This is a genomic window from Azospirillum sp. TSH64 (genome assembly GCF_003116035.1).
Classification (GTDB): Bacteria; Pseudomonadota; Alphaproteobacteria; order Azospirillales; family Azospirillaceae; genus Azospirillum.
The window spans coordinates 1,734,888-1,753,105 of sequence record NZ_LGQW01000015.1 but is presented as its reverse complement, the minus strand read 5'-3'; the positions used below and the strand labels follow the sequence as shown (position 1 = coordinate 1,753,105).

At 68.1% G+C, this 18,218-nt stretch carries 15 protein-coding genes; 9 read left to right on the top strand and 6 right to left on the bottom strand.

The genetic code is table 11. The features are described 5' to 3' along the window. The 8 genes from TSH64_RS09585 (at position 1) to lpxC (ending at position 9,280) form a co-directional block, all read left to right on the top strand. Positions 1-240: a hypothetical protein gene (locus tag TSH64_RS09585; RefSeq protein WP_244592762.1), complete on the top strand. Its 240-nt coding sequence runs from the start codon at positions 1-3 to the stop codon at positions 238-240. A gap of 7 nt (positions 241-247) precedes the next feature. Continuing rightward, positions 248-1,666 carry a UDP-N-acetylmuramate--L-alanine ligase gene (murC, locus tag TSH64_RS09580; RefSeq protein WP_109096544.1) on the top strand — a complete coding sequence of 473 codons (1,419 nt, stop codon included), beginning with the start codon at positions 248-250 and terminating at the stop codon, positions 1,664-1,666. Next, entirely contained in the window at positions 1,663-2,625 is a 963-nt protein-coding gene (gene murB, locus TSH64_RS09575; RefSeq protein ID WP_109096543.1) for a UDP-N-acetylmuramate dehydrogenase, read from the top strand. The genes murC and murB overlap by 4 nt, the downstream gene beginning before the upstream one ends. Further along, on the top strand, positions 2,622-3,569 hold the full coding sequence (locus tag TSH64_RS09570) for a D-alanine--D-alanine ligase (protein WP_109096542.1): 948 nt from the start codon (positions 2,622-2,624) through the stop codon (positions 3,567-3,569). The genes murB and TSH64_RS09570 overlap by 4 nt, the downstream gene beginning before the upstream one ends. Beyond that, positions 3,554-4,513 (top strand): cell division protein FtsQ/DivIB, encoded by a 960-nt coding sequence (locus TSH64_RS09565; protein WP_109096541.1) that lies wholly within the window; start codon positions 3,554-3,556, stop codon positions 4,511-4,513. Before TSH64_RS09570 ends, TSH64_RS09565 begins: the two co-directional genes overlap by 16 nt. Before the next feature lie 86 nt (positions 4,514-4,599). Further along, complete coding sequence (gene ftsA / locus TSH64_RS09560) at positions 4,600-5,874, top strand: cell division protein FtsA (RefSeq protein ID WP_109452450.1); 1,275 nt, start codon at positions 4,600-4,602, stop codon at positions 5,872-5,874. Positions 5,875-5,996: 122 nt separating this feature from the next. After that, the gene (gene ftsZ / locus TSH64_RS09555) at positions 5,997-7,937 is read left to right on the top strand and encodes a cell division protein FtsZ (protein WP_109096540.1); all 1,941 of its coding nucleotides are present in this window, start codon (positions 5,997-5,999) and stop codon (positions 7,935-7,937) included. A gap of 407 nt (positions 7,938-8,344) precedes the next feature. Beyond that, positions 8,345-9,280, top strand: coding sequence for a UDP-3-O-acyl-N-acetylglucosamine deacetylase (gene lpxC, locus TSH64_RS09550; protein WP_247872834.1), 936 nt, complete (start codon positions 8,345-8,347; stop codon positions 9,278-9,280). Between the two features lie 269 nt (positions 9,281-9,549). Here the strand turns inward: lpxC and TSH64_RS09545 are convergent, their stop codons facing one another. Next, positions 9,550-9,966, bottom strand: a complete 417-nt coding sequence (locus TSH64_RS09545) for a bacteriohemerythrin (protein WP_109096539.1) — start codon at positions 9,964-9,966, stop codon at positions 9,550-9,552. A 213-nt stretch (positions 9,967-10,179) separates the two neighbouring features. After that, on the bottom strand, positions 10,180-12,546 hold the full coding sequence (gene ligA / locus TSH64_RS09540; protein WP_109096538.1) for an NAD-dependent DNA ligase LigA: 2,367 nt from the start codon (positions 12,544-12,546) through the stop codon (positions 10,180-10,182). Positions 12,547-12,707: 161 nt separating this feature from the next. Between ligA and TSH64_RS09535 the strand changes: the two genes are divergently transcribed. After that, a complete protein-coding gene (locus TSH64_RS09535) occupies positions 12,708-13,244 on the top strand; it encodes a hypothetical protein (RefSeq protein ID WP_109096537.1) in 537 nt (178 codons plus the stop codon). Between the two features lie 30 nt (positions 13,245-13,274). Here TSH64_RS09535 and guaB read toward each other — a convergent pair whose 3' ends face one another. The 4 genes from guaB to TSH64_RS09515 all read right to left on the bottom strand — a co-directional run bounded on the left by guaB (position 13,275) and on the right by TSH64_RS09515 (position 18,012). Beyond that, positions 13,275-14,753, bottom strand: coding sequence for an IMP dehydrogenase (gene guaB / locus TSH64_RS09530; RefSeq protein WP_109096536.1), 1,479 nt, complete (start codon positions 14,751-14,753; stop codon positions 13,275-13,277). A gap of 108 nt (positions 14,754-14,861) precedes the next feature. Continuing rightward, a complete protein-coding gene (locus tag TSH64_RS09525; protein WP_109096535.1) occupies positions 14,862-15,569 on the bottom strand; it encodes an RlmE family RNA methyltransferase in 708 nt (235 codons plus the stop codon). An 83-nt stretch (positions 15,570-15,652) separates the two neighbouring features. Then, on the bottom strand, positions 15,653-16,675 hold the full coding sequence (locus tag TSH64_RS09520) for a Ppx/GppA phosphatase family protein (RefSeq protein ID WP_109096534.1): 1,023 nt from the start codon (positions 16,673-16,675) through the stop codon (positions 15,653-15,655). Between the two features lie 113 nt (positions 16,676-16,788). Beyond that, positions 16,789-18,012: an ABC transporter substrate-binding protein gene (locus TSH64_RS09515; RefSeq protein WP_109096533.1), complete on the bottom strand. Its 1,224-nt coding sequence runs from the start codon at positions 18,010-18,012 to the stop codon at positions 16,789-16,791. Between the last annotated feature and the right edge of the window lie 206 nt (positions 18,013-18,218).

Here is an 18,218-nt window from a genome sequence, read left to right as displayed (position 1 = left end):
ATGCGGAATCTGACCCGGCCGACGCCGCGGCCGCTGCAGGACTGGCCGGCGGACATGACTCGGACCGAGGGCGGCTGGTACAACCGTCCGGGCTGCCCGCTGGTGCCGCGCTTCCTCGCCGAAGGCGGCTTCCTGCGTGACCGCCTGTCGATGATCCATGGATCGCAGCCCCTCCCCAACGACCTGTCCGACGGGGCGGTCGACGCCACCCTTCGCCTGATGCTTCGCCGCGGAAAGTAAGCCTGACATGCGCGCCCTCCCCCTCTCGATCGGCACCATCCACTTCGTCGGCATCGGCGGCATCGGCATGAGCGGCATCGCCGAGGTGCTGCGGAACCTGGGCTACACCGTCCAGGGTTCCGACCTCGCCGAGAACGCCAACGTCAAGCGCCTGCGCGAACTGGGCATCAAGGTGTTCGTCGGCCATCGCGGCGAGAACATCGCCGGCGCCGCCGTCGTCGTCGTCTCCTCCGCCGTCAAGCGCGACAATCCGGAGGTCGTGGCCGCCCGCGCGGCCCTGGTGCCGGTGGTCCGCCGCGCCGAGATGCTGGGCGAGCTGATGCGCCTGAAATGGGCCATCGCCATCGGCGGCACCCATGGCAAGACCACTACCACTTCGATGGTCGGCCATATGCTGGAGCATGCCAACCTCGACCCCACCGTCATCAACGGCGGCATCATCAACGCCTATGGCTCCAACACCCGGCTCGGCACCGGCGACTGGATGGTGGTGGAGGCGGACGAGAGCGACGGCACCTTCGTGAAGCTGCCGGCCTGCATCGCCGTCGTCACCAACATGGATCCGGAGCATCTGGACTTCTACGGCACCTTCGACAACGCCCGGGCCGCCTTCGACAGCTTCGTCCAGAACATTCCCTTCTACGGCTTCGCGGCACTCTGCATCGACCATCCCGAGGTGCAGGCGATGATCCCGCGCGTGTCGGACCGCCGCATCGTCACCTACGGCTTCTCGCCGCAGGCCGACATCCGCGCGGTGAACGTCGAGCTGGGCCCCGACGGCGCCAAGTACGACGTGCTGATCTACGACCGCCACACCGGCGAGAGCCGCGCCATCGCCGGCGTGCGCCTGCCGATGTACGGGCCGCACAACGTCCAGAACTCGCTGGCCTGCTTCGCCGTCGGCAACGAGATGGGCCTGCCCGACGTGGTGATGCGCGACAGCATGGCCAAGTTCCAGGGCGTTAAGCGCCGCTTCACCAAGACCGGCGAGACCAACGGCATCACCGTCATCGACGATTACGGCCACCATCCGGTGGAGATCGCCGCGGTGCTGAAGGCCGCGCGCACCGCCGGCACCGGCCGCACCATCGCCGTCGTCCAGCCGCACCGCTATTCCCGCCTCGCCGCCCTGTTCGAGGAGTTCTGCACCTGCTTCAACGACGCCGACGCCGTGATCGTCGCCGACGTCTATGCCGCCGGCGAGGCGCCGATCGAGGGCGTCAGCCGCGACAGCCTGGTCGAGGGCCTGCGCATGCACGGCCACCGTCATGTCGTGGCATTGCACAGCCAGCAGGAGTTGGCGCAGGTGGTGCGCGAGATGGCCAAGCCCGGCGACTTCGTCGTCTGCCTGGGCGCCGGCAACATCACCCAATGGGCGAACGCCCTGCCGGGTGAGCTGGCCTCCCTCTATGGCGCGACGCGATGACGGCAGCGCCCAGCATGAGCCCGGCTGACAGCCATCGGCCCAACGGCCACCTGATCCAGCGGATGCCCGCGGTGCGGGGCCGGCTGACCGCCGACGCCCCGCTGGCGCCGGTGACGTGGTTCCGCGTCGGCGGGCCGGCGGAGGTGATGTTCCGCCCGGCCGATGCCGACGACCTCGCCGACTTCCTGGCCGCCCTGCCGGCCGAGGTGCCGGTGACGGTGATCGGCGTCGCCTCCAACCTGCTGGTGCGGGACGGCGGCGTGCCGGGCGTCACCATCCGGCTCGGCCGCGGCTTCACCGACATCACCGCGGACGGAATGACCGTGACCGCCGGGGCAGCGGCGCTCGACCTGAATGTCGCCATGGTCGCCCGCGACGCCGGCATCGCCGGGTTGGAGTTCCTCTCCGGCATCCCCGGCACCGTCGGCGGCGCGCTCCGCATGAACGGCGGCGCCTATGGCCGCGAGCTGGCCGACGTGCTGGTCTCCGCCATCGCGGTGGCGCGCGACGGCCGGCGGCTGGAGTTCAGCCATGCCGGCATGGGCTTCACCTACCGCCACAGCGCGGCCCCGGACGATTGCATCTTCACCGGTGCCGTCCTGCGCGGCGAGCCCGGCAACCCGCTGGAGATCGCGCGGCGCATGGCCGAGATCTCCGACAAGCGCGCCGACAGCCAGCCGGTCCGCTCCCGCACCGGCGGCTCGACCTTCAAGAATCCTGAGGGCCACAAGGCCTGGGAACTGATCGACAAGGCCGGCTGCCGCGGCCTGTCCATCGGCGACGCCCAGGTGTCGGAAAAGCACTGCAACTTCCTGATCAACAACGGCACGGCCACCGCCGCCCAACTGGAAGCGCTGGGCGAGGAAGTCCGCCGCCGCGTATTCGAGACCAGCGGCGTCACGCTGGACTGGGAAATCAAGCGCATCGGCATTCCCGCCGAAGGAAGCACCGCCCAATGACCGAAGCCCTTCTCCACGCCCACAAGAAGCATGTCGCCGTCCTTATGGGCGGCTGGTCGGCCGAGCGCGAGGTGTCGCTGGTCAGCGGGGCCGGCGTCGCCAAGGCGCTGGAGGAGGAAGGCTACCGCGTCACCGCCATCGACGTGCAGCGCGACCTGGGCGGGCTGATGCACGCCCTGAGCAATCCGCGCCCCGACGTGGTGTTCAACGCCCTGCACGGCCGCGGCGGCGAGGACGGGACGATCCAGGGCGTGCTGGAGTTCCTGGGCCTGCCCTACACCCATTCGGGCGTCCAGGCCGCCGCCATCTCCATGGACAAGGCGATGACCAAACGCGTGCTGGACACCGTCGGCGTCCGCTCGCCCAAGGGGATGGTGTTGTCCCGCGGGGAGATCACCGGCGGCAGCCACCCCATGCCTGCGCCCTATATCGTCAAGCCTGTGGACGAAGGCTCGACCGTTGGCGTAACCCTGGTCCGCGAGGGGCAGAACAGCCCGGTCGGCGACGCGTGGACTTTCGGCGAGCGCGCGCTGGTCGAGGAGTTCATCCCCGGTCGCGAGCTGACGGTGGGCGTCATGGGTGACCGTGCTTTGGCGGTGACCGAGATCGTCTTCCAGGCCCAGCTCTACGACTATACCGCGAAATACAGCGCCGGACATGCCGTCCACACCGTCCCCGCCGCGATCCCCGAGGTCGTTGCGGAGGAGGCGAAGCGGCTGGCGGTGCTGGCGCACGACACCCTGGGCTGCCGGGGCGTGTCGCGCAGCGACTTCCGCTGGGATGACAGCCGGCCGGGAACGGACGGTCTGTATTTCCTGGAGATCAACAACCAGCCGGGCATGACGCCCCTGTCGCTGGTGCCCGAACAGGCCGCGCATGTGGGGATCACCTACGGCGCGCTGGTCGGCTGGCTCGTGGAGAACGCCGCATGTCAGCTCGCCTGATGGCCGACCCGGACTTTCGCGCCGCCGCCGGCGCGCGCGCCCGGGACGAGATGCCGACCCCGCCACGCGCCATGGCCGCGTCGGCGGAAAAAGGCAAGCGGCGGCGTGCCTGGCCGCGCTGGACCCGCTCCGCCGTCAAGGCGGCGCTGGTGCTGGTGCCGGTGCTGGGACTGGTCGGTGCCGCCGGCTCCACCTGGAAGCGTGGCAATCTGGCCGAGACGATGGAGGCGGCGCAGGAAAGCGTCATCCGCCTGACCGGCGACATGGGCTTCCGCCTGTCGGAGATCCTGGTGGTCGGCCGCAGCGAGACCGAGCGCGACGTTGTGCTCGACGCGCTGGGCGTGCGCCGTGGCGAGCCGATCCTGTCCATCGACCTTGCCGATGCCAAGCAACGGCTGGAGGAGTTGCCCTGGGTGTCGTCCGCCTCGATCGAGCGGCGGCTGCCCGGCTTCCTCTACATCCGCCTGTCCGAGCGCCAGCCGATGGCGATCTGGCAGCATGACCGCCAGTTCACCGTCATCGACCGCGCCGGCCGTCCGCTGGCCGACGCGGCGGAATTGGCGCGCCGCGGCAACCAGCGGATCGAAACTCTGCCGCAGGTGATCGGCGCCAACGCCCCGCAGCAGGTCCACACCCTGCTGTCGGCGCTGGATGGCGCCCCGACCATCGCGCCGATGCTGTCATCCGCCAGTTGGATCAGCGACCGCCGCTGGAACCTGCAGCTCGGCAACGGCGTGACGGTGAAGCTGCCGGAAGGCAATGCCGAGATGCGCCGCGCGCTGCGCCAACTGGAGCAGATGCACACGGCCAGCCATGTGCTGGACCGCGACATCGTCGCCATCGACCTGCGCCTGCCCGACAAGGCCGCGATCCAGACCTCCGCCACCGCCCAGCTTCCGGGCTGGGAGGACGACACGAAGAAGAAGAACGGCAAGAAATCTTGAAGCCCCGGTGACGACAGGCGCTTGTGGGGAAGCGCCCGTCGCCGGTGGACAGGAGTCGAGGGAAAGTCTTGGGGGGCATGTTCGGGATGGGATTCAACGGTGCCAAGAAGCCGAAGCGGCCGGCCCGTGGCGGGATCGTCACGGCGCTGGACGTCGGCTCGACGAAGGTGTGCTGCGTCATCGCGCGGATGGAGGAGCCCGGCTCCCTCCGCGTGATCGGCGTCGGCCACCAGATCGCCACGGGCATCCGCGCCGGAACCATCATCGACATGGAGGCGGCGGAGACCTCGATCGGCGCCGCCGTGCATGCGGCCGAACAGATGGCCGGCGAGACGGTGCATGACGTCGTCGTCAACCTGTCGATGGGCCATCCCCGCTCCCATGCCTTCACCGCCACCGTCCCGGTCTCCGGCCAGGAGGTGACGGAGGGCGACATCCGGCGCGCCATGGCCCATGCCCGCACTTTGCAGGCCGGTCCTGATCAGGCGCTGATCCACACCATCCCGCTTGGCTTCACCCTAGACGGCAGCCGCGGCATCCGCGATCCCAAGGGGATGAGCGGCCACACGCTGGGCGCACAGCTGCATGTCGTCACCGCCGCAGCCGGCGCCATCCGCACGCTGCACGCCTGCATCGCCCGCTGTCACCTGAACATCGAGTCCATCGTCGTCAGCCCCTTCGCCTCCGGCCTCGCCTGTCTGGTCGAGGACGAGATGGAGATGGGAGCGGCCTGCGTCGACATCGGCGGCGGCGGCACCACCATCTCGATCTTCGCCGAAGGCAATCTGGTGTGGACCGGCTTCGTGCCGCTCGGCGGCCGGCACGTCACCAACGACATCGCGCACGGGCTGGCAACTCCGCTGGTCCATGCCGAGCGGCTGAAGGTGCTGTATGGCAGCGCCCGCGTGAACCCGGCCGACGAGCGCGAGATGATCGAGGTGCCGCAGATCGGCGAGGACGAGCGCAGCGGCAGCGGCACCGCCAGCCACCCGCGCTCCTTCCTGGTCAGCATCATCCAGGCGCGGATGGAAGAGATCTTCGAAGAGGTGCGCAGCGCCATCGAGCAGTCCGGCCATTCCCATCTGGTCGGCCGGCGCGTCGTGCTGACCGGCGGCGCCAGCCAGTTGCCCAACACGCGCGAGATGGCCGCCCCGATCCTCGACAAGCAGGTCCGCATCGCCCGCCCCACCCGGATCGCCGGCCTCAACGAGGCGCATGGCGGACCGGCCTTCTCAACGGTGGCGGGCCTTCTCCTACACGCCGTCCGCAACCCGACGGAGCTGATGGTGACCGGCCAAGAGGCGGTCGCGTCAACCGGGCTCCTCGGCCGCGTCGGCCTGTGGCTGCGGGAGAATCTCTAGATGATTCGCCCCACCGCCATTCACCGATTCCCGAACGGACAGACACCGGACACAACCGGGCGCCGGTCGCGGCATATCAAACATCAAACCCAACGAAAACAGGTTGTGGAGGCCTGAATAGAATGATCAACGTGACCATCCCCCAGATCGAGCCCGAACTGAAGCCGCGCATCACCGTCTTCGGCGTCGGCGGGGCCGGCGGCAATGCCGTCAACAACATGATCAAGTCGAACCTGGAAGGCGTGGACTTCGTCGTCGGCAACACCGATGCGCAGGCGCTGAAGGGTTCCTTGTGCGAGAAGCGCATCCAGCTGGGCACGGGCACCACCCGCGGCCTGGGCGCCGGCTCCAAGCCGGATGTCGGCCGTGCCTCGGCCGAGGAGCAGATCGACGAGATCGTCCAGTATCTCGAAGGCTCCAACATGGTCTTCATCACCGCCGGCATGGGCGGTGGCACCGGCACCGGTGCGGCCCCGGTCATCGCGCGTGCAGCCCGCGAGCGCGGCATCCTGACCGTCGGCGTCGTCACCAAGCCCTTCCATTTCGAGGGCGGTCACCGCATGCGGCTGGCGGAGGGCGGCATCGCCGAACTGCAGCAGTATGTCGACACCCTGATCATCATCCCGAACCAGAACCTGTTCCGCATCGCCAACGAGAAGACGACCTTCGCGGACGCCTTCAAGATGGCCGACGACGTTCTGCATTCGGGTGTGCGCGGCGTCACCGACCTGATGGTGATGCCCGGCCTGATCAACCTGGACTTCGCCGACATCCGGTCCGTCATGACCGAGATGGGCAAGGCGATGATGGGCACCGGCGAGGCCGGCGGCGAGCGCCGCGCCATCGAGGCCGCCGAGGCCGCCATCTCCAACCCGCTGCTGGACGACGTGTCGATGAAGGGTGCCCGCGGCGTCCTCATCAACATCACCGGCGGCTACGACATGACCCTGTTCGAGGTCGACGAGGCGGCCAACCGCGTCCGTGACGAGGTCGATCCCGACGCCAACATCATCTTCGGTTCGACCTTCGACAGCTCGCTGGACGGCGTGATGCGCGTGTCGGTCGTCGCCACCGGCATCGATGCCGCGGCGATGAGCAACCCGCGCACCCTGCACCCGGTCAACCTGTCGCTGGTCGGCGACCGCGCCAAGAAGCCGGGGGCTCCCGGCAACCTGACCGGCGCCCCGGCTCCGGCCGCCGCCCAAGGCTCGGCCATTCCCAGCGCCGCCGCCGGCCTGCGCACGCCGCAGCCGGTCACTGCCGGTGCCGCCGCCATCCAGCACGACCCGGCCCAGCAGCAGCCGGCCCAGCAGTATGGCCAGCAGCCTGTCGAGGCGCCGAAGCCGGCCGCCGGTCCGCTGCATGGCGAGAACCAGGGCGGCCACTTCTTCGCGCCGAAGCCGGCCGACGCCGGTCCGCGCCAGCCGGTGACCGTCGGGGCCGCACCGCTGTCGACCCCGCAGCAGCCGGCGCACCAGCAGCACGCCCCGCAGGCGCCGCAGATGCAGGGCAACCAGCAGCCGCAACTCCAGCCGCAGCCGGCCCCGATGGCGCCGCAGCATCACCACGCCGCCCCGCAGGGCCACCAGCAGCACCCCGGCCAACAGCATCCGGGCGGCCTGTCCGTCGGTCCGGCCCCGGCGCCTGCGCCGGAGCCGGCGCCGGCCCGCAAGGGCAACTTCCTGTTCGGTCTGGTGACCGGCCTGGGCCGCAAGTCCGAACCGGCGCCGCAGCCGGTGCAGCAGCAGCCCGCACCGCAGGCCTATCAGCCGCAGCCAGCCCCGCAGCAGTACCAGCCGGCCCCCCAGGGCTATCCGCAGCAGCCGCCCGCCTACCCGCAGCAGCCGCCGCAGGCTCCCCACCAGGGCTATCCGGCGGGCCAGCAGTATCCGGCGCCGCAGCAGCAACAACCGGTCTATCCGCCGCAGCAGTCCGCTCCGCAGCATGCGCCGGGCTACCCCGCCGCCCCGCAGGCGCAGGCTCCGGCCCCGCGGGCCGACGGAAAGCCGGGCGAACAGGAAGAACTGGACATCCCGGCCTTCCTGCGCCGTCAGGCCAACTGAGCGGCCGGACCTGAACCGATCTTGGCCGTCCTGAGCGACATGGTGTTGGGCAGGACGGCCGGCCGATCCCGGCGAAAGCCGGAGATAACCGCCGTCGCCGCAGCCTCCTAATCGCGGCGCCGGCGGCTCCACAACCTGACCGAACCTTTCGGACCCCGGTGATGCCGTCGTGCGTCGCCGGGGATTTTTTATTTCCCGCTACTTGCTTCAAACAACTGATTGCTTGTGCTGCACACCACTTTTGCCCTGCAACAAACGGTAACAATGAGTGATTTGCCGATTTCCGATCCCCGGTGTTACCTATCAGCATGGTCGAAAGCGAAAGCCGCCGACGCGATGATCTCCCAAGATCAAGCGGCGCGGATCGCCGGAAACCTCTCCTTCACGACCAAGATGGAAAAGACATCGTGGCCAACAATCGCAGCAACGTGGACGGCATGTTCCAGCAGACCCTGAAGAAGGCGGTGACCATCGCCGGCGTCGGGCTGCATTCGGGCGTCATCGTCACGCTGACGATTTCGCCGGCCGATGCGAATTCCGGGATCACCTTCCTGCGCAGCGACCTGCGCGGTGCGGCCGCCGTCATTCCGGCGCGCTGGGACACGGTTGTCGACACCCGCCTGTGCACCGTGATCGGCAACGACCATGGCACCACCGTCGGCACGATCGAGCATCTGATGTCGGCGCTGGCCGGCTGCGGCATCGACAACGCCGTGGTTTCGCTGGACGGCATCGAGGTGCCGATCATGGACGGCAGCGCCGCTCCCTTCGTCGCCGCCATCGAGCAGGCCGGCATCGCCGTGCAGAAGTCGCCCCGCCGCTTCATCCGCATCCTGAAGCCGGTCGCCATCGGCGACGGCGTCAAGAGCGCGTCCTTCACCCCGGACGACGCGACCAGCTACAGCTTCGAGATCGACTTCGACAGCGCCGCCATCTCCCGTCAAGCCCGTGCCCTGGAGATCGATCCGGACAGCTTCAAGGACGAGATCAGCCGCGCCCGCACCTTCGGCTTCCTGCACGAGGTCGAGGGGCTGCGCAAGATGGGCCTCGCCCGTGGCGGCTCGCTGGACAATGCGGTGGTCATCTCCGGCGATACGGTGATGAACGCCGAGGGCCTGCGCTTCAAGGACGAGTTCGTGCGCCACAAGATCCTGGACGCCGTCGGCGACCTGTATCTGGCCGGCGCGCCGATCGTCGGCCATTTCCACGGCGTGCGCTCCGGCCATGCCCTGAACAACCAGCTGCTGCGTGCGCTGTTCGCCGACCGCAGTGCTTGGCGCTACGAGACGGCGATGTCGCTGCCGGTCGCGCGCCGCGGCCTGGAGCAGCTGGCGGTCGCCTGATTGCCATCATCATTCCGGGATGGTCTTTTCGAGAGGTCTGCCCCTGCCCTCCCCCACCGGGGAGGGCTTTTTCTTTGGCGCACTCCCCTCCCCCACCGCCGCGGCGATTCGCGCAAAGGAAAAGCGCCCTCCCCTCTCGGAGCGGGCGCCCTGCGCAATTTGGTGGATATTTCCTGTTTTCCGATTTATTTCAGTATTTTAGGTAATTTTCTTAATCTGGGATCTGCGCAGGTGCCGCGAGCCCCCTCCTTCCGGGACGGGAAGGCCTCCTACCCCGCCACCATCTCCGCCCCAGTGCCGGCATATTCTCCGAAGCGGGTGTCCTCCTTGAGGATGTGCTTGCCCAGCCAGTCGGAGCAGAACAGGAACACCTCTTCGCCGCTGATCCTGCTGCCACCCGCGCGGAATTCGTCGCGGTAGCTTTCGACCTGCCGGGTCAGCCGGTCGTGCAGGGCCTTGTGGGCGGCGAAGGTCGGGTAGTTCAGCTTTTCCATCTGCGCCTCCTCCTCCGCGAAGTGATGGCGGGTGTAGGCGATCAACTCATCCAGGATGGCTTCGATCAGGGCTGGGTCCTGGCGGCTCTCGTCATCGTACAGCTTATTGACGATGGCGATCAGGACGCGGTGATCCTCGTCCAGTGCGTCGTTGCCCACGCTCATCCAGCGCGACCACTGAATTGGCTCCATGGCGTTTCCTTCGTCCCCTTCGTTGGCAGCCGGGCAGGCGGGTGCGGGCGTTGACCGCCCGTCGGCGCCGTCCCGTTTTCGGGGCGGTCCACCTGTCCGGCATCGTTCCGCTTCTGACTATAAGCGTTTCCTGATCTCACTCCGCCAATCCCCGTCCGTCAATCCGGTCGAACGGGGATGCGACATTTTGGCGAAGGTCCGATGCGGCGTCGGTCAGCCACCGATCCGGGCCAGCCACTCGTCTTCGGTCAGGATCTCGACGCCCAACTCCTTGGCCTTGGCCGCCTTGCTGCCGGCATCCGCCCCGGCGACCAGATAGTCGGTCTTGCCGGAAACGGAGCCCGCCACCTTGGCGCCGAGCGATTCGGCGCGGGCCTTCGCCTCCGACCGGGTCATCCGCTCCAGCGTTCCGGTGAAGACCACCGTCTTGCCGGCGATGGGGGAGTTGCTGGCCTTCGGCAGTTCGGCCTCCAGCACGGTCAGCCGTTCCATCAGGCCGCGGACGATGACGAGGTTGCGCTCCTCCGCGAAGAAGCCGGCCAATTCCTCGGCCGCCACCTCGCCGACATCGGGGGTGGCGACCAGATCGAGCCAGGGCTGACCCGGCGCCTGCGCCACCGCACGCTCCATCGCCGCCCGCCAGTCGGACAGGGTGCCGTAGCGGGTGGCCAGCGCCTGGGCAGCCCGGCTGTTCAGCCGCTTGATGCCGAGCGAACCGATGATGGTCTCCAGCCGCAGCGCATCGTTGCCGGCATAGAAGTCGAGCTTGGACGCACTCTCGGGATCGGCGAACCAGGCGAGGATGGTGTCGGCGGTGACCGGACCGACGCCGTTCAATGTATGCAGATCGCGCCATTCCCGGCCGGGCATCGCCTGCTCAGCCGCCAGCATGCCGTCGACCCAAGCCCCCATCGTCTTGTAGTGGCGGGCCAGCGACTTGGCCGTCACCTCGCCGACATGGCGGATGCCGAGCGCGTAGATCACCCGATGCAGGTCGATGCCATCGCGACGCTGCTGGATGGCCTTGAACAGGTTCTGGACCGACTTCTCCTTCCAGCCCGGCCGGCCGATCAGCTCGACCCGGCCCTCAAGGGTGAAAATGTCGACCGGCGACTTGATGAAGCCCTCGTCCCAGAACTCCTCGATGATCTTCTCGCCGAGCCCTTCGATGTCGAAGGCGTCGCGGGAGACGAAATGGCGAAGCCGCTCTTTGGCCTGGGCAGCGCAGATCAGGCCGCCGGTGCAGCGCCGCACCACCTCGCCCGCCTCGCGGATGGCGAGGCTGCCGCAGACCGGGCAGGTTTCCGGCGCCACATAGGGGGCCGAGTCGGCCGGGCGCTGCGACAGCACCACCTCGACCACCTGCGGGATGACGTCGCCGGCGCGCTGGACCACCACGAGATCGCCGACGCGGATGTCCTTGCGGGCGATCTCGTCCTCATTGTGCAGGGTGGCGCGGCTGACGACGACGCCGCCGACAGTGATGTCCTCCAACTCCGCCACAGGTGTCAGGGCACCGGTGCGGCCGACCTGGATGGTGATCTCCTTCAACCGGGTCTGCGCCTGTTCGGCCGGGAACTTGTGGGCAATGGCCCAGCGCGGCGCGCGGCTGACGAAGCCCAGCCGCTGCTGTAGCTCCAGGCTGTCGACCTTGTAGACGACACCATCGATGTCGAAGGGCAAACCGGCGCGCCGCCGGCCGATGCCCTCGTAATAGGCCAGCAGCTTGTCCTTGCCGTCGCACAGCTCGGCCGGGCGGTTCAACTGGAAGCCCCAGCCTTTCAGCCGCTCGCGGATGCCCCATTGGCTCTCGGCGATCGGCTCCGACAGCTCGCCCAGCGCATAGCCGAAGAAGCAGAGCGGCCGGGACGCGGTGATGGAGGGATCGAGCTGGCGCAGGCTGCCGGCCGCCGCGTTGCGCGGGTTGGCGAACAGCTGCTCGCCCTTCTCCGCACGGGCGGCGTTCATCGCCAGGAAGTCGTCGCGGCTCATATAGACCTCGCCGCGGACCTCCAGCACGTCGGGGAAGGGCGCCGGCAGGCGGTGCGGTACGTCGCGGATGGTGCGGACGTTGGCGGTGACGTTCTCGCCCTCCGCCCCGTCGCCGCGGGTGGCGGCCAGAACCAGCTCGCCCTTCTCGTAGCGCAGCGAGCAGGACAACCCGTCGATCTTCGGTTCCGCCACGAAGGTCAGCGGCGCATCGTCGGACAGGCCGAGGAAGCGGCGGACGCGGGCATCGAACTCCGCGACGTCCTCGGGGGCGAAGGCGTTGCCCAGCGACAGCATCGGAATGGCATGACGCACTTTGCCGAAGCCAGCGGCTGGAGCGGCGCCGACGCGCAGGCTGGGCGAATCGGCGCGGCGCAGCTCGGGAAAGCGGGTCTCGATGGCGAGGTTGCGGCGGACCAGCAGGTCATAGTCGGCGTCGGAGACCTCCGGCTGGTCCTGCTGGTGATAGAGCCGGTCATGGTGGGCGATCTCGGCGGCCAGCGCCGCCAACTCCGCCGCCGCCTGGTCCGGCGTCAGGGCATCGACGGCGATGCTGCGGGGATTGGGCGGCGTGTCGAACAGGTCCTGCATGGCGCGTCTCGTGACGAATCGGGAGCTTCCGGAGAAGGGCCGCGCAGGATAGCGCTTGGGAACCGGTTTCGGGAGTCTGTCGGGGCGCGGACCTCATCAGGGCGACGGGCGGCATAAGTCCCTATATACTATGGGCACACCCTTCGGAGTCCCTTGGCCTGATGAGCAAAGCCACCGCACCGGACCTGCGCATCGACGACCGTATGATCGTCTCCGCCGCGCTGGACCGCATCCTCTATGACGACCCCGACCATTTCGTAGCGGACGACGCACGCACTGTGCGCCGGCTGATCCCGCACAGCCGCTCTGCCTGGCTGCGGCTGGGGTTCCGCGCCGAACGGCAGGGCCCGTCGATGAAGGGCGAGGCCGCCGGGGTCGGCGACGTGCGGATGGAAGGCGACAAGAAGGTCGTGGAGGGCAGCGTCGGCGAGGCGGCGACTTGGCGCTGCGGCCAGTACAAGATCACCAACCATGGCAGCGACCTGGAAATCTGGCAGGTGATGAGCGACGAGTATGCGCCCGAACCGAAAGGCGCCCGGCTGGAATTCGACGACCGGGGTGAACCGGAACGGCTGACCTTCTTCCAGCCGCGGGACATCGAACTGCGGATCCCCTTCACCAGCCTTGCGGTCGGCGTGCGGCTGGGCGGGTGGCAGCCCTGGAAGATGGTGGCGGAGGGAAGCGTCGCCGCCGGGTGACTGCCGGCGGCGACGCTCCCGAAGTCACCGTCAGCCCTGCCGGTAGTTCGGCGACTCGTTGGTGATGGTGATGTCGTGGACGTGGCTTTCGCGCAGGCCCGCGTTGGTGATGCGGACGAACTGGCACTTCTCGCGCATCTCGGCGATGGAAGCGCTGCCGGTGTAGCCCATGGCCGCGCGCAGGCCGCCGACCAGCTGGTGGATGACCGCCGACACCGGACCCTTGTAGGGGACGCGGCCCTCGACGCCTTCCGGCACCAGCTTCATAGTCGAAACCTCCTGCTGGAAGTAACGGTCCGCAGAACCGCGCGCCATGGCGCCGACCGAGCCCATGCCGCGGTAGCTCTTGTAGGAGCGGCCCTGGAACAGGATGACCTCGCCCGGGCTTTCGTCGGTGCCGGCGAACAGGCTGCCCAGCATGGCGACGCTGGCACCGCCAGCAATCGCCTTGGCCAGATCGCCCGAATACTTGATACCGCCGTCGGCGATCACGGGAATCCCGTGCTTCTCGCACTCCTCCACCACATCCATCACAGCGGTCAGCTGCGGCACGCCGACGCCGGCGATGATGCGGGTGGTGCAGATGGAGCCCGGACCGATGCCGACCTTGACGGCATCCACGCCGGCATCGATCAGCGCCTTGGCCGCTTCGGCGGTGGCGACGTTGCCGGCGATGACCTGGGTGTAGCTGGACAGGGCGCGGGCGGCGCGAACCTGATCGAGCACCTTCAGCGAATGGCCGTGCGCGGTGTCGACCACCAGCACGTCGACGCCGGCGTCGAACAGGGCCTCCGCACGGGCCAGACCGTCGCTGCCGGTGCCGGTGGCGGCGGCGACGCGCAGGCGGCCCTTATCGTCCTTGCACGCATTGGGATAAGCCTGGGCCTTTTCGATGTCCTTGACGGTGAGGAGGCCGATGCAACGGTAGTCCTCGTCCACCACCAGCAGCTTCTCGATGCGGTGCTGGTGGAGCAGGCGCTTGCCCTCGTCCTGGCTGACGCCCTCGCGAACGGTCACCAGTTCCTTGGTCATCAGCTCGCTGACCGGCTGGCGCGGGTCGTCGGCGAAGCGGACGTCGCGGTTGGTCAGCATGCCGACCAGCTTGCCGCTGCCGCGCGCGTCACGGCTCTCGACCACCGGGATGCCGGAGATCTTGTGGTAGGACATCAGTTCCAGAGCGTCGGCCAGCGTCGCGTTCGGCGTGATGGTGATCGGGTTGACCACCATGCCCGATTCGTACCGCTTGACCTTGCGGACCTCTTCGGCCTGCTGCTCGATGGTCAGGTTGCGATGGACGACGCCGATGCCGCCGGCCTGGGCCATGGCGATGGCGAGACGGCTCTCGGTCACCGTGTCCATCGCCGAGGACATCAGCGGGATGCCCAGCTCGATGGTCTTCGTCAATCTTGTCCGGGTGTCCACGTCGTTCGGCAGCACCGAGCTTTCGGCCGGAACCAGCAGGACGTCGTCGAAGGTCAGGGCTTCGCGGATTTTGGTGTCGCGCGCCATGTGTCTAATCTCCCGGAAGATAAACGTGGCGCACTTATACACAAGACCATGGGCTTGTGAACCCGTGCGCACACAGCATCTGTTATGCAAGTGCGAAAAACGGCCTATTCAGTCGTTCACGTTGCCGCCGCGGAAGCCGGTGGCGACCACATAGGTCTCCGACGACTCCGCGCGGCTGGCCGGCGGCTTGGCGTGCTTGACCACGGCGAAGTCGCGCCGCAGCCGGTCGAGCAGGGAGCGCTCGGCCCCACCCTGGAACAGCTTGGCGACGAAGGCGCCGCCGGGGGCCAGCACCTCCTCCGCGAAATCGTAGGCGGCCTCTGCCAGACCCATGATGCGCAGATGATCGGTCTGCTGGTGGCCGGTGGTGGGAGCGGCCATGTCGCTCAGCACCAGATCGGCCGGGCCGCCCAGCGCGTCCTTCAGCTTCTCGGCCGCCCCCTCTTCCAGGAAGTCGGCCTGCATGGTGGTGGCGCCGGGAACCGGGTCCATCGGCAGGATGTCCAGACCGACGACCTTCCAACCCTCCTTCGCGGCCTGCACCCGCTCCACCGCGATCTGGGTCCAGCCGCCGGGGGCGGCGCCGAGATCGACCACGCGCTTGCCGGGGGCGAGCAGGCGGAACTTCTCGTCCAGCTGCAACAGCTTGAACGCCGCGCGCGAGCGGTAGCCGCGCTTGGTCGCCTCGGCCACATAGGGGTCGTTCAGGTGGCGCTCCAGCCAGCGCTTGGAGGATTCCGTGCGCTTGCCGGCGGTCTTCACACGGACCGTGGCACGGCGTCCGCCCGGACGCGTCGACGGAGTCTTTTCGGTCATGATCGCTGCTGTTCCTCGGTCATCCGGCACAGGCGGGAATCCTTCCCCACCTGCCCGATCATACATCCGGTGTCGTTACCGGTTCATTCGCCGGCGGCCCCGATCAGGTCCACCAGAATTCCTTCCCGCAAGCCGCGGTCGGCGATGCGCAGCCGCTCCACCGGCCAGACGTCGCACAGCGCGTCCAGAACGGCGCAGCCGGCGACCACCAGATCGGCACGGTCCTGGCCGATGCAGGGATGGCGGGCGCGGCCGTCGAAATCCTGTGCGACCAGATGGTCGATCACCGCGCGGGCGTGGTCGACCCGCAGATAGCTGCCGTCCACCGCCCGGCGGTCGTAACGGCACAGCCCCAGATGCACGCCGGCCAGCGTCGTCACCGTGCCCGAGGTGCCGAGCATCTGCACCTTGCCGGCGGCGACGCGGCTCTCGATGCGGTTGCGCGCCTCGAACGGGGCGATGGCGTCGGCGACCGCCTCCACCATCTGGATGTAGTTGGCGCGGGTGACGTTGGGGCCGCCATATTCCTCGGTCAGGCCGATGACGCCGCAACGGATGGAGGTCTGGTCGAGCAGGCGCGGCGCCCTGCCCTTTTCCACCTGCAGCCACATCAGCTCGGTCGAGCCGCCACCGATGTCGAAGACGATGGCATAGGGATGGGTCGGCTCCAGCAATGCGGCGCAGCCGGCCAGCGCCAACCGTCCCTCCTCCTCGCTGGAGATGATTTCCAAGGGGATACCGGTCTCGCGCTCCACCGTCTCGACGAAGGCAGCGGTGTTGCTGGCGCGGCGGCAGGCCTCGGTCCCGACGGCGCGGACGGCGGTGCAGCCGCGACGCTCGATCTTGGAGCCGCAGACGCGCAGAGCCGCGATGGTGCGCTCCATCGCGGGCTCCGACAGATGGTCGTTGCGGCTCAGCCCCTCGCCCAGGCGGACGATGCGGGAAAAGGCGTCGATGACGCGGAAGCCACCCGGCGCCGACTTGGCGATCAGCAGGCGGCAATTGTTGGTGCCGAGGTCCAGCGCGGCGAAGACCGGGCGCACCAGCGCCGACGAACGCAACCGTCCGGTGTCGTTCTGCCGCTCGCTTTGCACCTGTAGATCCACGTACCGTCCCCGCAGCGCCTAAAGAGCGGAGTGTAACCCGGATCGCAGTCCGGCGGGAACCCCTCTCGACTCGGTTTCCGCCGGCGGCGACCCGCAGGTCACCTCTGCGCCAGTCACTGGGCTTTCACAAAGGGGCAGCTGCTGGTTTCAACCGGCAGGAAGGCTTCCGCCGCCGGAATGCTGCGGACCTGCTTGTAATAGTCCCACGGCGCCTTGCTCTCCGCCGGGCTCTTCACCTGGTACAGCTCAAGATCGTACAGCACGCGGCCGTCCTTGCGGATGCTGCCGGGGGTGCCGAAATAGTCGGTCGGCATCGCCTTCATCGCGGCGGTGACCGCCTCGGACTCGGTGGTGCCCGCCGCTTTCACCCCCTTCAGCCAATGCAGGGTGGCGAGGTAAGTGTTGGCCTGCTCCTTGGTCGGCATCTTGCCGTGGCGCTCGAAGAAGCGCTTGGACCATGCCCGGGTCTGGTCGTTGCGGTCCCAATAGAAGCCGCTGGTGACATAGAGCCCCTTGGCGAGGTCGAGACCCAGCGAATGGATGTCGGTGATGAAGACGATATAGCCGACCAGCCGCTGGCCGGACTCGGTCAGGCCGAATTCACCAGCCTGCTTGATGGTGCCGATGGTCTCCGCCCCCACATTGGCGAGCGCCACCACCTTGGCGCCGCTGCCCTGGGCGCTCAGCAGGTAGGAGCCGAAATCGCTGGTGCCCATCGGATGGCGTACGCCGCCGACGACGGTGCCGCCGGCCTGTTTGATCGCGTCGGTCGCCGCCTTCTCCATCGCCGTGCCGAAGGCGAAGTCGGCAGTGATGAAGTACCAGCTGGTGCCGCCCGACTGCACGACCGCCTTGGTCGTGCCAACGGCCAGCGACGCGGTGTCGTCGGCCCAGTGGATGCTGTAGGGCGAGCATTGCGAATTGGTCAGCTCGGTGGTTGTCGCGGCGCTGATCATCAGCACCTTTTTCTTTTCGCGCGCGACCGCCTGCACCGCCAGGGCGACGGAGGAGACCGGAATGTCGGTCACCATGTCGACGCCGTCGACGTCGAACCAGCTGCGGACGATGTTGGAGGCCACGTCCGGCTTGTTCTGCATGTCGGCCGACAGCACCTCGACCGGCCGGCCAAGCACATTGCCGCCGAAATCCTCAACCGCCATCCGGGTGGCGAGCACGGCACCCTTGCCGCCGATGTCGGACGCGAACCCGGCCTCGTCCGCCAGCACGCCGATTCGCACCGGCTTGGCGGTCTGGGCTTGAGCCGACACCGCGGCAGCGGACAACGCCGTCGTCGCGAGCAGCGCCGCCAGCGCGAAAGGCTTTAGCAACCGACCCATGCGATCCTCCCCATCCTCTTTTCGTGTGACGGGTGCGCACGCCGACCTGCGGCGTCCTGCCGCACCGTTCGGTTCCGTGGATAGCGGGATTTGATTTCATATGCAAACAGTATCGTTTGAAACGTATTGCCGGGATCTGTGTTCTTTCCCGCCCTGGGATGGGAATTACGCTCCTGGCAAAACAAAAGCCCTCGCTCCGATAGGAA

Coding starts and splice junctions, on each gene's coding strand:
- TSH64_RS09535 (WP_109096537.1), top strand. CDS start 12,708: ATGAGCAAAGCCACCGCACCGGACCTGCGCATCGACGACCGTATGATC.
- TSH64_RS09545 (WP_109096539.1), bottom strand. CDS start 9,966: ATGGAGCCAATTCAGTGGTCGCGCTGGATGAGCGTGGGCAACGACGCA.
- ftsA (WP_109452450.1), top strand. CDS start 4,600: ATGGGATTCAACGGTGCCAAGAAGCCGAAGCGGCCGGCCCGTGGCGGG.
- guaB (WP_109096536.1), bottom strand. CDS start 14,753: ATGGCGCGCGACACCAAAATCCGCGAAGCCCTGACCTTCGACGACGTC.
- TSH64_RS09525 (WP_109096535.1), bottom strand. CDS start 15,569: ATGACCGAAAAGACTCCGTCGACGCGTCCGGGCGGACGCCGTGCCACG.
- ftsZ (WP_109096540.1), top strand. CDS start 5,997: ATGATCAACGTGACCATCCCCCAGATCGAGCCCGAACTGAAGCCGCGC.
- murB (WP_109096543.1), top strand. CDS start 1,663: ATGACGGCAGCGCCCAGCATGAGCCCGGCTGACAGCCATCGGCCCAAC.
- TSH64_RS09515 (WP_109096533.1), bottom strand. CDS start 18,012: ATGGGTCGGTTGCTAAAGCCTTTCGCGCTGGCGGCGCTGCTCGCGACG.
- ligA (WP_109096538.1), bottom strand. CDS start 12,546: ATGCAGGACCTGTTCGACACGCCGCCCAATCCCCGCAGCATCGCCGTC.
- TSH64_RS09585 (WP_244592762.1), top strand. CDS start 1: ATGCGGAATCTGACCCGGCCGACGCCGCGGCCGCTGCAGGACTGGCCG.
- murC (WP_109096544.1), top strand. CDS start 248: ATGCGCGCCCTCCCCCTCTCGATCGGCACCATCCACTTCGTCGGCATC.
- TSH64_RS09565 (WP_109096541.1), top strand. CDS start 3,554: ATGTCAGCTCGCCTGATGGCCGACCCGGACTTTCGCGCCGCCGCCGGC.
- TSH64_RS09570 (WP_109096542.1), top strand. CDS start 2,622: ATGACCGAAGCCCTTCTCCACGCCCACAAGAAGCATGTCGCCGTCCTT.